Raw genomic sequence first — 12,914 nt, 5'->3', positions numbered from 1 at the left:
CGTTTTTAAGCCCTTTACCTAACGACTGGTAGGAAGGAGAAATGACATATGGCATGGATTTATGTAATCTTAGCTGGTATTATTGAAATCTTTTGGGTAATTGGATTAAAACACGCAGAGGCACCACTTGAATGGGCTGGTGTTACATTATTAATTACAATAAGTTTCGTTTTATTATTTAGAGCTTATAAAGATTTACCTGTCGGCACTGTATACGCAGTCTTTACAGGAATTGGAGCTGGCGGAATCGTTCTTACAGAGATTTTCATCTTCGGAGAACCTTTCTCTATTGTAAAAGTATTATTAATCGGTTTAATCTTCTTCGGAGTAATTGGCTTAAAACGAGTAACAGAAGAAAAAGAAGCGAAGGAGGCCGCATAAAATGGCTTGGGTATTTTTAATTCTAGCTGGTATTTGTGAAATTATTGGTGTACTCTTTATGAAAGTAGCCACTGAAAAGAAAGGCTGGGCACCAAAAGTTATTTTAATCGCTAACTTCGGCGTAAGCTTCTTCTTCTTATCCCTTGCGATGGACACATTACCGATGGGAACTGCTTACGCAATTTGGACTGGAATCGGAACTGCCGGAAGTGCACTTCTAGGCATTCTTATTTTCCGCGAATCAGCGGATTGGCGTCGTCTTGCCTTCTTAAGCTGCATTCTATGCGGTGCTGTTGGCTTAAAACTATTAAGCTAACGTGAGGTGACTGTCATGTGGAAAGAAAAAGGAAAACAGATGTTAGCATGGATCACACTCGGGATTATCATTCTATTGCAAATAAGTTTTCATATAATAGAATGGTTGTTTCATAAAGTATTATCCATTCTTACATTCCTTCCTAACATGGCACTTGAATTTGCATCTATCGCTTGGTCAATTATTGCTTCCATTGCAATCGTGATTATATGGAGTATCGTCAAGCTATGGAATAAGTTATTTAAAAGGGACAGTTCTTCTGAAAAAGAGTAACTGTCCTTTTTTATATTCATTCAGATTTTCTGTAGAAGTTTGATGCGATAAGACAAAGCAGACCAACTATGACAATACTTATACCAACCCCTTTATGCAAATTAGGAAATGGTGATGGTATATCTGAATAAAAATTTGATAACAAAAGACCCAGTGAAAAAAACAATACCCCTATTCCAAATAACAATTTTCGTTTCCCCATTGTTCCCCCTCCAATTTTTTTCATACACTCCTTTCTTTTGGACATACTACCGAAAAAAGGAGTGAATCATATGCAAAATTCTATACATAAGCAAATCCTATTTTTATTTTTCCTCTTTCTCACTCTCGTTATCGTTTTCAGCTTTATATTACATACTCCGAAAGATGTGCCAAGTAACGTTTCCGTTTATAAACTATTGCTCTCGTATTGCCGTTATTGAAGAAGGTGCCTTTTATGAGGCACCTTTTAAAATTCTTTTCTTTCATATAGCTTCATCGAAACAAAGACAGATACTATTAACATGAAAATTGAACTAACAAACAACAAGCTGTTATACAGTTGAATCTGTTCCATGTTGATTTGAAAGAATGTCTCCAAAATAACAATCGGCGCTATGCATATGAATATTGTAATAAAAACAGTTTTTTTATACCCTAGCCAAAACGATATCGGTAAAACAAAGCTTAAATATAATAAAATAAAACTAATACTAGCAATCAATGTCGTTTCAATAAATTCAAATACATTCGCCCCATTCTTCATTCCAATCGTGAAACAACCAATCGCTACGCTTATGAAAAGAATGATAATTGCTACTATATATTTCGCAAACACAATTTGTTTTCGAAATATTGGCAAACTATTAACTATTACTTCACTCTCATCTTTACTATCCGCTTCAAATGTTTTTACGGTTGTCCCAACTGTAATGATTACTGACATAATTATGAACAAATTTTCCGTATCTGTTAAGGCCATATAAAAGAAAACCGGATACAGTAGGTACCAAATTAAAAATTTCCATTGAACGATGAAATCTTTTAAAATTAGCTGTTTCAAAGCTATCCTCCCCTTACAAATCACGCTCACTATACAAATTAATTGAGAGTAACATAGACATGATATATAAAAGAAGCAGCCCTGCTATAAAACAAACATTTACGACTAGACTTGTGCTCCAAGCATTCTCTATATCTAACCATATGCTACTTACACTCACTCCACTTAATCCCCCAATTATGATTCCAATAAGATAAGCGACCTGTTTCGTACTGCTATATCCCACCGAAATTTCAATCGGAAGTACAATCACGCTATAAACAACACCACCTGTTATTCCTCCCAGAATCGCTCCCCACAGCATAAATCCAGTTATATGTTCATTTTGTAACTGGATTAAACCAACTACAAGTGAGAAGATGCCACCTAAAGCAACTAAAATGCTGACAAATATATATTTTGCTATGACAATTTCTTTACGCTCAAATGGTAAACTATTTACTATCATTTCACTTTTATTTCTAGCCTCATAATTCGTCGACCATATCGTTCCAAGGATGGGTATAGATATACTAAGCGTCATAAGGAAGTTGTCGCTACCAAAATCAACAATTACAAGGAACAGCAAGCATATGAATCCCACAACCCCTAACTTTCTTTACAACATCATATCTTTTAAGACTAGTTGCTTGATCATGTATTAAACCTCCTAATATGAAAGCGTCCCTTCTATAACTCTGCCTCCTGAAACATTTTCATTGAGAGTAACATTGATATGACTATACTTACTAACACTCCGATACTAAGAGCACCCATTGCTAGTGTAGCATCTTCAGATTGAAGTACTTTTAGCATGATTATTTTATCACCAAAAATATTGCACATAAGACCAATCGTACCCATTAAAGGAAAAATCATAATCACATTCAAGACAGTAATAGCTTTATATCCTCCAATGTAATTAGTAGGTATCGTTACTACACAATAAATCAAAGTTGCTACTATTGCTGAAAAGATTGCATATCCAGGCATAATTATATCTCTGTTCAATAGAATATTTCCTAATATTACGACTATAAAAGTTGCACTCAAACCAGCCATAATAAATAATGAGCTTGAAATATATTTAGCTATAACTATCTCTGTTCTCGTTATAGGCAAACTCACTAATACTTTTTCTGTTTTACTTTTCTCGTCATAATAAAAAGAAATATATATAATCGTACTACATGTTATAAATAATCCTATTGCTATCCCCATTGGTTGGACGGGATTCCTAAAAACAGAGAAAATAGGTATTAAAAAATATAAAAGAAACATCTTCTTCTGTACGAAAAACTCCTTCAAAATCAACTGTTGCATCTGAATTCTCCTCTCTACAAATCACGCGTTTCATAAATTTTAATTGTAAGAAGCATAGAAGCAATGTAAATACTAACTAATGTAATGAATCCAACTATAAATACACCAGTATGCATAGGATTCATTATCCACTCAATGAATGAGGGTGCTGTTTCATTCAGCCCCTCACTAATAAACATCCAAAGAATTACACCCACTCCCATTGATGCTGCTGATACTATACTTCTTACTACCTTCGATTTTGTACCGTAATAACTAGGGAAAAGTATCACAACAAAAAATACGGCGTAAACAGCTCCATTTATTACTTCATACCATGGAATTTCAATGTATAGATTAGGATGGTATGCACCGATATCACCAATAACCACAATGCCTCTTATAAGAAAAACAACTAACATCGTAGAGAGTATGCCGCCTACTATGAATATTGCACAGGAAATATATCTAGCAATAATGATATCCTTTCGACTTACCGGTAAACTATTTATAACAATGTCACTTTTATTTCTTTCATCCATAAAGATTAGCGCCATAACAGAAGAAAGTGTTATAAATAAACAACTCATCGAAAATAACAATTCACCACCTGGATCTAACATAAATAACACAAGGGGGAGAACAAGATTCACTAACCAAGTTACCCGAAAAAAGAACAAATCTTTATAGATGAGCTGACGCATAAGCACCTCTCCCTTTCGCAGTGTAAACGATGATATCGTCTAATGTAGGCTTTTCTATTACAACCTCATTTCCAAACCAATCGATGATTGCTTGTTTATCCTTCGCTAAACCTTCGAAACCAAACTTATTTTTTCGTAATCCAACAAACAGCTCTTTTCCTTCTCGATCTAATAAATCATTACTTCCCTTTACGATTACGTAGTTCTCCATTAATTCATCTTTTTCACCAGTAAATATAATTTCTCCATCGTTGATGAACGTAATATAATCTGCGATGCGCTCTAAATCTGTTGTAATATGCGTTGAGAATAATACAGATACTTCATCTTCCATGACAATTTCTTGCAACATATCAAGTAATTCACTTCGGACAACTGGATCTAATCCTGCTGTCGGTTCATCCATAATGATAAACTCTGCGTGGTGCGAAAGTGCGATAGCAATCGCAAATTTCATTTTCATCCCTTTTGATAGTTCTTTAATTTTTTTATACTTTGGAACTTGTAATCTCTGCATATATGATTGATATTGATTTTCGTCCCACTTTTTATATAACGGTGCAATAATACGCTTCATTTGTTCACACGTTAAATCTTCGTAATAATGATTTTCATCATATACAAAACCGATATTTTGTTTTATTTCCTTTTCGGCTTTCTTATTGTCTTTGCCAAAAATTTTTATATCGCCACTATCTTTTCTAATTAAATTCATAATCATTTTGATCGTCGTACTTTTCCCCGCTCCATTCGGTCCAACAAATCCCATAATATATCCACGTGGCAATGTAAAACTTATATTTTTCACTGAGAAATCTTGATAAGTTTTACAAACATCTTTCAGCTCTAACATCTCTTATTCCCCCTTGTATAAACACGCAATCATCTGTTGTAAATCTTCAAGTGAAAGCTGCAACACTTTACTTTCATTCACAATCTCTTCCGCTTTACTTTCCAATAGATGTAGCCGCTGTTCTTTTAATAGTTCATTATTTTTACGTGAAACATAAGTCCCCTTGCCAGCAACAGTTTCTATATATCCTTCTTTTTCAAGCTCCTCGTACGCACGCTTCGTTGTAATTACACTAATTTGTAATTCTTTCGCTAAGCTACGAATAGACGGTAACTGATCTCCACCCTTTAAACCACCATTTAAAATAAGCTGGCTTAATTGTTTCCTTATTTGCACATAAATAGGGTCTTGGGAAGAATTCGAAATAATAATATTCATGTTTTCCTCCAGTGTGTATATACTGTATATACCTTATATATACAGTATATACACACCATCCTATTTTTGGCAAGAAAAAAAGACCAACATTTTCCTGTTGGTCTTTCGTATATGTATCACTTTTCAAAGCGATCTAACATTTCGTCTCTCATTCCGAAACTAACAACCGCAATTCCTACATACATAAATAGAAGGAATGCCGGATGAACTGTATTGTACCAGCTGCTATCAACAATTAAATAAATTGTTAACGCCACAACAAGAACAAAAGCTAAAATAAACATATAAAAGTGTCTTGTACTACCCATGATAAACTCCTCTCTGCTCTCTTCACCATTCAACAGTATATTTTATCGAATAATTCGATATGACTCAAGGTTAACTTTCTGTTATGTAATCAAGTTCCACCTTTACAATGTCCTCACATGCTATTGAAATGATCGTTCCCTGTTTATCAATCGCTGTTACTTCTCTATTGTCCATTACACGATGAGCTACTCTTTCTAGCACTTTCCCTTGGTCTCGGTAACAAAATTCTTTTATATCTTTAATTGTTTCTCCATTTTCTAAATGGTATACCATTCTATAACATCGATATCCCACACTTTCACCCCCGTATTGCTCGTTTTTTCACATATACATAAAAATGAGTAATTTTTGCCTCATCACATCTTCTTAATTTCAATAAAATTCTAACAAAAATAAATACTTTTATCAAACCGACTTTTTCAACAAAATCATCTATAAAACTGCTTCTTTACAGCAATATGAAACAAAAAATAATAATTTTTAACACTTTTTTCATCCTACCTGCACAAAAAAAGAACCCGCATATAGCGAGTTCTTTTTTATTCGAATCAAACTTGTACAGGAGCTAGCTTTTCATAACGTAAAACAGGTTTACGTGCAGCCAATGTTTCATCCAAACGTTTAATTACCGTTGTATGTGGCGCTTCTTGTACAACTTCTGGATTTTCTTCTACTTCTTTAGCGATTTGAATCATCTTATCAATGAAACCGTCTAATGTTTCTTTTGATTCTGTTTCTGTCGGCTCAATCATAATACATTCTTCCACATTTAATGGGAAGTAAATTGTTGGTGGATGGTAACCGAAATCAAGCAGACGTTTTGCAATATCTAATGTACGTACACCAAGTTTCTTTTGACGACGACCTGATAATACAAATTCATGCTTACAATGTCTATCGAACGGAAGATCATAGAATGGAGCTAATCTTCTCATCATATAGTTCGCATTTAATACAGCATATTCCGTTACTGCACGCAAGCCATCTGGACCCATAGAACGAATGTATGTGTATGCACGAACGTTAATTCCGAAGTTACCATAGAATGGTTTCACACGTCCAATTGCTTCTGGACGATCATAGTTGAAGTGGTAACCATTTTCCGTTTTTTCTAAAATTGGTTTTGGTAAGTACGGAATTAAATCAGCTTTCACACCTACTGGACCAGAACCTGGGCCACCGCCACCATGCGGACCTGTAAATGTTTTATGAAGGTTTAAATGCACAACGTCAAATCCCATATCTCCTGGGCGTGCTTGACTTAATACCGCATTTAAGTTTGCACCATCATAGTATAATTTACCGCCTGCGTTATGGACGATTTCTGCCATTTCTAAAATATTTTCTTCGAATAGGCCTAATGTATTTGGATTTGTTAACATAAGTGCTGCTGTTTCTTCATTTACAACACGTTTTAAATCATCTAAGTCAACAAGACCATGTTCATTTGATTTTACTGTAATTGTTTCAAAACCAGCTACAGTTGCAGATGCTGGATTTGTTCCATGAGCAGAGTCAGGAACAATTACTTTCGTACGGTTAAAGTCACCATTTGCTTCATGATATGCACGGATTAACATTAAACCCGTCCATTCACCATGTGCACCAGCTGCTGGTTGTAATGTAACAGTATCCATACCTGTAATTTCAATTAAATGTTCTTGTAAATCGTACATTAATTCCATTGCACCTTGCACTGTTTTTTCATCTTGAAGTGGATGAATATTTGCAAAGCCTGCGAAACGAGCTACATTTTCATTGATTTTCGGATTATATTTCATCGTACAAGATCCAAGTGGGTAGAATCCAGAATCAACACCGTGGTTACGGTTTGAAAGCGCTGTGTAATGGCGCATAATATCAAGTTCAGATACTTCTGGAAGCTCTGCATCTTCAACGCGAATATAATCGCTCTCAAATACATCTTCTAATTTAACTTCTTCTACATCTAATTTGGGTAAGCTATATCCTACGCGTCCTTCTTTAGTCACTTCAAAAATAAGTGCTTGGTCTTGGTTCTTCATTGGATAGCCCCCATTTCATTTACAAGTGTGTCAATTTCCTCTTTTGTACGAAGCTCTGTTACTGCTACAAGCATATGATTTTCATGCTCTTTATAATCACGGCCTAGATCGTAACCACCGATAATATTCTTTTGTAATAATGCATCATTTACTTCTTTAACTGGACGTTTGCAATCTACAACGAACTCATTGAAGAATGGACCAGCGAACGTTACAGAGAAGCCTTTCGCTTCGAATTGACGTTTTGCATATTGTGCTTTAGAAATGTTTTGACGTGCCATTTCTTTCACACCTTGTTTTCCAAGCGCAGTCATTGCAACTGATGCTGCTAATGCATTTAACGCTTGGTTTGAACAAATGTTAGACGTCGCTTTATCACGGCGAATATGCTGTTCACGTGCTTGTAACGTTAATACAAACCCACGTTTACCATCTGAATCTACAGTTTGTCCAACAAGACGTCCTGGAATTTTACGCATAAATGCTTTCGTTGTTGCAAAGTAACCACAGTGTGGTCCACCAAACTGCGTTGGAATACCAAATGGTTGTGCATCACCGATTACAATATCAGCACCAAATTTTCCTGGTGGTGTTAATGCGCCTAATGATAATGGATTTGAAGAAACGATAAATAATGATTTTTGTTGATGAACGATTTTTTCAATATCAGCTAATTTTTCAACTTGTCCGAAGAAGTTTGGATATTGAACGATTACACAAGCAACTGTATCATCTACTTCACTTTGTAATACGTCTAAATCAGTTACACCATCTTTATGATTAATTTCAACAACTTCAAGATGTTGACCTTTTGCATACGTTTCAAGTACTGCTCTTGATTCTGGATGAACTGCGCTAGATACAAGAATTTTCTTTTTACGAGTATGGCCAGCTGCTAGCATTGCCGCTTCAGCTAAAGCTGTACCTCCGTCGTACATAGAAGAGTTTGCTACATCCATTCCTGTTAATTCACAAATCATTGTTTGGAATTCAAAGATTGCTTGTAATTCCCCTTGTGAAATTTCTGGTTGGTATGGTGTGTAAGCTGTATAAAATTCTGAGCGAGAGATAACGTGATCTACAATTACTGGAGCGTAATGATCATATACGCCTGCTCCTAAGAAAGAAGCGTACTCTTTTAAGTTAGCATTTTTACTAGCCATTTGAGTTAACTCTTTTAAAAGCTCTGGCTCTGATTTTGCTTCTTTAATTTTTAAATCCCCTTTAAAACGAACACTCTCTGGAATATCAGAGAATAACTCATCGATCGTTTGAACGCCGATCGTTTGTAACATTTCTTTTTTGTCTTCTTCTGTCATTGGAAGATAACGATGCAACATGAAATCTACCCCTCTCCCCGTTACTTTGAACGTTTATAAAATGGTGTTGGAACAACTACTGCTTTGACGCGTTTATTACGAATTTCAATTTCTACTTCTGTATCAACTGCTGCGTATTTTACATCAATTAGTGCTAAACCAATGCTTTTCTTTAACGTTGGAGATTGTGTACCACTCGTTACTTCCCCGATTTTTTCTTCTCCAATAAATACAGGGTAATGCGTACGAGGAATTCCACGTTCGATTACTTCGATGCCGACTAACTTACGAGGCGCACCGTTTTCTTTTTGCTCTTTTAACGTTTCTTTTCCAAAGAAGTCTGCTTCTTTATTTGGTTTTACCGCAAAGCCAATTCCAGCTTCAATCGGTGTAATATCTTTTGATAATTCTTGACCATAAAGTGGTAATGTTGCTTCGAAGCGAAGTGTATCACGAGCACCTAAACCACATGCTTTTAAGCCTTCTTCTGCTCCAACTTCAAGAAGTTTCTCCCAAAGCTTTGCAGCATCTTCACTCTTACAGTAAATTTCAAATCCATCTTCACCTGTGTAACCTGTACGAGATACAAGTGCTGGAATTCCATCTACAAGAATATCGTTTTTAAATTTAAAGAACTTAATTTCTTTCAAATCTTCTGACACAACTTTTTGTAAAATGCCTTCTGCTTTTGGTCCTTGAATTGCAAGCTGTGCAACTTCACTAGAAACATTGACTACTGTCGCATCGCCAATTACATGGCTAGCTAACCATTCGTAATCTTTCTCGATATTTGATGCATTGATTACTAATAAATAGTCTTCTTCACCACGTTTGTAGATTAATAAATCATCTACTGTACCACCATTTTCGTAGCACATAGCTGTATATTGTGCGCCTCCTACCTTTAAGGTAGAAACGTCATTTGTAACAACACGTTGTAAAAATGCTAAACTATCTACACCCTTTACCTCAACTTCTCCCATATGAGACACATCGAACAAACCTGCCGCTGTACGTACAGCTTCGTGTTCTTCTTTAATGCTTGAAAATTGAACTGGTAATTCCCAGCCACCAAAGTCGATTGTTTTCCCACCATACTTCGCGTATACATCAAATAACGGTGTACGTTGTAATGTAATCATGCTCTTTCCCCCTTATGCTCTGACAAATCAATAAAAGTTGCTTTCCATATCTAAACATTTTCATTCTGAAAAGATAGGATATACGGAATCTGATCATGTTTTTTTATGAAAGCGTAAATAAAAAGTTGCTTTCTTGGATAAAATACGAAAGATTCCACACATTTCACACCATTATCCTAACATCATTCGCTATATTTCATCAATATTCTAGCATAAAAAATAATTTAGAATTTTTTATTCTTATTCTTATTAAATAGAACTTTTGAGATTTATCCCTTTATCACTGCTTATTCTTTAACTTTTAGTAATTGTGATAATGCCTTATAACAAGTCTTATAATAAATATTTTTTAATAATAACTTTAGTTTATAAAAGGTGGGAGCGTCTGAATGAATGTCGATATTTCCGTAGATCGAACGTGGCAAAATAATTTTTTAAAAAGAATTGATGAAGATGGCCCTTGGACAAATTGGGATTTATATCAATTAGCTTATAAAACTGAAAAATCATTACTCGTCCCTACTTTTGATGGATTACAAGCACCAAAACACTTATCACAGTTCACGCCACTTCCGCATCAATTAGAAGTTGCTCAAAATGTTATTGAACAAATGAATGGTAAAGCGATTTTGGCAGATGAAGTTGGACTTGGAAAAACAATCGAAGCTGGACTTATTTTAAAAGAATATATGGTGCGGGGACTTGTAAAAAAGGTACTCATTCTAGTTCCAGCTTCTCTCGTATCTCAGTGGGCATATGAACTAAACACAAAATTTTTTATTCCTGCGGTCGCTCAAAAGAAAAGTTATTCTTGGGAACAAGCTGATGTCATCGTCTCATCAATTGATACTGCGAAACGGTCGCCGCATCGCGATATCGTTTTAAACTTAGAATATGACCTTATTATTATTGATGAAGCACATAAACTAAAAAATAATAAAACAAAAAACTATGAATTTGCACAACGATTAAAAAAGAAGTTTTGTTTATTACTAACCGCTACTCCTGTTCAAAATAAAATCGATGAAATCTTCAACCTCGTTTCTTTATTAAAACCAGGTCATTTAGGCAACCAATCTAATTTTGAAGAATATTATGCTTCAAAAAATCGCTCGGCTGAATCTGATGAAGATTTAAAAGCTCTCATCAACAAAGTAATGGTCCGAAATCGACGTCATAATACTGGAATTGATTGGCCAAAAAGGCATGTACGTACAATTTTTGTTGAGTTTAATGAAGAAGAACAAGCGCTATATAACGCGATTGAAAATTGGCGAGGACAAGATGCCTTCACGTCTGCTTTCTCATCTTTAACTTTAAAACGGGAAGCATGTAGTAGTCGCGAAGCTGTTTACTATTCATTAAAAAAGCATGTAGAAAAAAGACAGAAAGAAAATGAACACTACATAAAGGAACCACATATTGATGTGTTAATGGACAAAATTAATCATATTCCTTTCAACTCAAAAGCAAATAAAGCTCTAGAGCTTATAAAGGAAATTGACGATAAAGTCATCATTTTCACTGAATATAGAGCGTCACAAATGTATTTACAATGGTTCTTACAACAACATGGAATTTCCTCTGTTCCATTTCGTGGTGGATTTAAACGCGGAAAGAAAGACTGGATGAAGGAACTTTTCCAAAATCATGCTCAAGTGTTAATCGCGACCGAAGCCGGCGGTGAAGGAATTAACTTACAGTTTTGTAGCCATATGATCAATTATGACTTACCGTGGAATCCAATGAGACTCGAACAAAGAATTGGACGTATTCATCGTCTTGGACAAAAAAATGATGTTCATATTTATAACTTAGCAACAAAGCATACTGTTGAAGAACATATTTTAAAACTACTGTATGAAAAAATTAATTTATTTGAACGAGTAATCGGTGAACTCGATGAAATTTTAACGAGAATCAACATGAAAAATATCGATGCTCATATTCAAGAAATTTTCGCACAGTCAAAAAGCGAAGGAGAAATCCGAATCAAAATGGAAAACTTGACATCTATTATCGACTTTGCGAAGCGCAATGAAGCTGAGGTGCAGGACTATGCAGCAAAATGAAATTCATAATTACTTATATAACTTTTTTGAGGCGAATAACTGCGAAATTTTAGAACATTCCCCTCACCTATTAGACGTGCAGTTAACAATTGAAATGGATAAGCTATTAATGAACCGTCCTTTCTATTGGCACTATCTTGAAAAAACAGGAGGCGTTCCGAATCCGATGCGCCTTACTCTTATTACAAATCCGGAAAACGAAGAAAACGATGGTGAACTTATTCATTACGGTTCACCACGTTTGCATCAAATCTTTGAAACGACAAAAGAACTAGGCTCATACATACGGTTATACGAGGACGTGAAACATAACGGGGCAACACATACCCCACTCCACCCTTGGCTTGGTGTAAATATAAAAGTATCTTATCAATGCGACCGAAAAAAAGACATCCTTCATTCCATCGGTATTCACCTTATTTCTGGAACAATGATCGCGAACTTCCATGACACTTTAACAGAGATAAGAGTCACCCCGAAAATACCTGATTTTTGTTTTACGCTTTCCCCTATCATTAAGCCACAAAGTGGTTTACAACGTATAGAGGACGCTTTAAAACATATAATCGCAGAAGATGACCATACGTGGGCAAAAGAAGCAAGAGTGCGTTGGAATCACGATTTAGACCTTTTAAATCGATTTTACGAAGATAGCGATGAACTTCCAGAAAGCTATGAAATTGAAAAGCAAGCATTACAAGAACAATACGAACCACGTATTACAATGCAAATTATAAACGGCGGCCTCTTTTATATTACCGCAAATCATTTTCTATCTTAAAAAAAGCTCCTTCAACTGTAGAAGGAGCTTTTTTTAGAT

17 protein-coding genes are annotated in these 12,914 nt (G+C 35.2%); 5 read left to right on the top strand and 12 right to left on the bottom strand.

The window, feature by feature from the left end:
* The first annotated feature begins 48 nt into the window (after positions 1-48).
* From JDS80_RS01525 to JDS80_RS01515, 3 genes are read left to right on the top strand one after another with little or no spacing between them, the layout of a single operon-like run.
* On the top strand, positions 49-381 hold the full coding sequence (locus JDS80_RS01525; protein WP_071728414.1) for a DMT family transporter: 333 nt from the start codon (positions 49-51) through the stop codon (positions 379-381).
* A 1-nt stretch (position 382) separates the two neighbouring features.
* Positions 383-697: a DMT family transporter gene (locus JDS80_RS01520; RefSeq protein WP_000312621.1), complete on the top strand. Its 315-nt coding sequence runs from the start codon at positions 383-385 to the stop codon at positions 695-697.
* A 15-nt stretch (positions 698-712) separates the two neighbouring features.
* The gene (locus tag JDS80_RS01515) at positions 713-970 is read left to right on the top strand and encodes a DUF3975 family protein (protein ID WP_199636856.1); all 258 of its coding nucleotides are present in this window, start codon (positions 713-715) and stop codon (positions 968-970) included.
* 16 nt (positions 971-986) lie between these two features.
* On the opposite strand, the gene JDS80_RS01510 is transcribed toward JDS80_RS01515, so the two are convergent.
* The 12 genes from JDS80_RS01510 to gcvT all read right to left on the bottom strand — a co-directional run bounded on the left by JDS80_RS01510 (position 987) and on the right by gcvT (position 10,022).
* Complete coding sequence (locus JDS80_RS01510) at positions 987-1,172, bottom strand: hypothetical protein (RefSeq protein ID WP_071747105.1); 186 nt, start codon at positions 1,170-1,172, stop codon at positions 987-989.
* Between the two features lie 246 nt (positions 1,173-1,418).
* Positions 1,419-2,012: an ABC-2 transporter permease gene (locus tag JDS80_RS01505; protein WP_199636855.1), complete on the bottom strand. Its 594-nt coding sequence runs from the start codon at positions 2,010-2,012 to the stop codon at positions 1,419-1,421.
* A 13-nt stretch (positions 2,013-2,025) separates the two neighbouring features.
* Positions 2,026-2,595, bottom strand: coding sequence for an ABC-2 transporter permease (locus JDS80_RS01500; RefSeq protein WP_346011336.1), 570 nt, complete (start codon positions 2,593-2,595; stop codon positions 2,026-2,028).
* Positions 2,596-2,681: 86 nt separating this feature from the next.
* Positions 2,682-3,314 carry an ABC-2 transporter permease gene (locus JDS80_RS01495; protein WP_199636854.1) on the bottom strand — a complete coding sequence of 211 codons (633 nt, stop codon included), beginning with the start codon at positions 3,312-3,314 and terminating at the stop codon, positions 2,682-2,684.
* Positions 3,315-3,328: 14 nt separating this feature from the next.
* Complete coding sequence (locus JDS80_RS01490; RefSeq protein WP_199636853.1) at positions 3,329-3,997, bottom strand: ABC-2 transporter permease; 669 nt, start codon at positions 3,995-3,997, stop codon at positions 3,329-3,331.
* The gene (locus JDS80_RS01485) at positions 3,978-4,850 is read right to left on the bottom strand and encodes an ABC transporter ATP-binding protein (protein WP_199636852.1); all 873 of its coding nucleotides are present in this window, start codon (positions 4,848-4,850) and stop codon (positions 3,978-3,980) included. Before JDS80_RS01485 ends, JDS80_RS01490 begins: the two co-directional genes overlap by 20 nt.
* A 3-nt stretch (positions 4,851-4,853) precedes the next feature.
* Positions 4,854-5,228, bottom strand: a complete 375-nt coding sequence (locus JDS80_RS01480; protein WP_199636851.1) for a GntR family transcriptional regulator — start codon at positions 5,226-5,228, stop codon at positions 4,854-4,856.
* Between the two features lie 116 nt (positions 5,229-5,344).
* Positions 5,345-5,536: a hypothetical protein gene (locus JDS80_RS01475; RefSeq protein ID WP_000535934.1), complete on the bottom strand. Its 192-nt coding sequence runs from the start codon at positions 5,534-5,536 to the stop codon at positions 5,345-5,347.
* Positions 5,537-5,606: 70 nt separating this feature from the next.
* Positions 5,607-5,810 carry a DUF3929 family protein gene (locus JDS80_RS01470; protein WP_000262494.1) on the bottom strand — a complete coding sequence of 68 codons (204 nt, stop codon included), beginning with the start codon at positions 5,808-5,810 and terminating at the stop codon, positions 5,607-5,609.
* A 275-nt stretch (positions 5,811-6,085) separates the two neighbouring features.
* Entirely contained in the window at positions 6,086-7,561 is a 1,476-nt protein-coding gene (gcvPB, locus tag JDS80_RS01465) for an aminomethyl-transferring glycine dehydrogenase subunit 2 (protein WP_002122485.1), read from the bottom strand.
* Positions 7,558-8,901, bottom strand: coding sequence for an aminomethyl-transferring glycine dehydrogenase subunit 1 (gene gcvPA, locus JDS80_RS01460; protein WP_071771652.1), 1,344 nt, complete (start codon positions 8,899-8,901; stop codon positions 7,558-7,560). Before gcvPA ends, gcvPB begins: the two co-directional genes overlap by 4 nt.
* Positions 8,902-8,921: 20 nt before the next feature.
* Positions 8,922-10,022 carry a glycine cleavage system aminomethyltransferase GcvT gene (gene gcvT, locus JDS80_RS01455; protein ID WP_000631766.1) on the bottom strand — a complete coding sequence of 367 codons (1,101 nt, stop codon included), beginning with the start codon at positions 10,020-10,022 and terminating at the stop codon, positions 8,922-8,924.
* A gap of 389 nt (positions 10,023-10,411) precedes the next feature.
* Between gcvT and JDS80_RS01450 the strand changes: the two genes are divergently transcribed.
* Positions 10,412-12,094 carry a DEAD/DEAH box helicase gene (locus JDS80_RS01450; RefSeq protein ID WP_199636849.1) on the top strand — a complete coding sequence of 561 codons (1,683 nt, stop codon included), beginning with the start codon at positions 10,412-10,414 and terminating at the stop codon, positions 12,092-12,094.
* A complete protein-coding gene (locus tag JDS80_RS01445) occupies positions 12,081-12,875 on the top strand; it encodes a YqhG family protein (protein ID WP_001186888.1) in 795 nt (264 codons plus the stop codon). The genes JDS80_RS01450 and JDS80_RS01445 overlap by 14 nt, the downstream gene beginning before the upstream one ends.
* Positions 12,876-12,914 lie beyond the last annotated feature (39 nt).

It is taken from the genome of Bacillus cereus group sp. N8 (assembly GCF_016483685.1).
GTDB lineage: Bacteria > Bacillota > Bacilli > Bacillales > Bacillaceae_G > Bacillus_A > Bacillus_A proteolyticus.
The sequence above is the reverse complement of the archived record's forward strand: the minus strand, read 5'-3'. Positions and strand labels throughout refer to the sequence as shown.

Coding starts and splice junctions, on each gene's coding strand:
- JDS80_RS01470 (WP_000262494.1), bottom strand. CDS start 5,810: ATGGTATACCATTTAGAAAATGGAGAAACAATTAAAGATATAAAAGAA.
- JDS80_RS01480 (WP_199636851.1), bottom strand. CDS start 5,228: ATGAATATTATTATTTCGAATTCTTCCCAAGACCCTATTTATGTGCAA.
- gcvT (WP_000631766.1), bottom strand. CDS start 10,022: ATGATTACATTACAACGTACACCGTTATTTGATGTATACGCGAAGTAT.
- JDS80_RS01525 (WP_071728414.1), top strand. CDS start 49: ATGGCATGGATTTATGTAATCTTAGCTGGTATTATTGAAATCTTTTGG.
- JDS80_RS01510 (WP_071747105.1), bottom strand. CDS start 1,172: ATGGGGAAACGAAAATTGTTATTTGGAATAGGGGTATTGTTTTTTTCA.
- JDS80_RS01495 (WP_199636854.1), bottom strand. CDS start 3,314: ATGCAACAGTTGATTTTGAAGGAGTTTTTCGTACAGAAGAAGATGTTT.
- JDS80_RS01485 (WP_199636852.1), bottom strand. CDS start 4,850: ATGTTAGAGCTGAAAGATGTTTGTAAAACTTATCAAGATTTCTCAGTG.
- JDS80_RS01490 (WP_199636853.1), bottom strand. CDS start 3,997: ATGCGTCAGCTCATCTATAAAGATTTGTTCTTTTTTCGGGTAACTTGG.
- JDS80_RS01515 (WP_199636856.1), top strand. CDS start 713: ATGTGGAAAGAAAAAGGAAAACAGATGTTAGCATGGATCACACTCGGG.
- JDS80_RS01475 (WP_000535934.1), bottom strand. CDS start 5,536: ATGGGTAGTACAAGACACTTTTATATGTTTATTTTAGCTTTTGTTCTT.
- gcvPA (WP_071771652.1), bottom strand. CDS start 8,901: ATGTTGCATCGTTATCTTCCAATGACAGAAGAAGACAAAAAAGAAATG.
- gcvPB (WP_002122485.1), bottom strand. CDS start 7,561: ATGAAGAACCAAGACCAAGCACTTATTTTTGAAGTGACTAAAGAAGGA.
- JDS80_RS01445 (WP_001186888.1), top strand. CDS start 12,081: ATGCAGCAAAATGAAATTCATAATTACTTATATAACTTTTTTGAGGCG.
- JDS80_RS01450 (WP_199636849.1), top strand. CDS start 10,412: ATGAATGTCGATATTTCCGTAGATCGAACGTGGCAAAATAATTTTTTA.
- JDS80_RS01520 (WP_000312621.1), top strand. CDS start 383: ATGGCTTGGGTATTTTTAATTCTAGCTGGTATTTGTGAAATTATTGGT.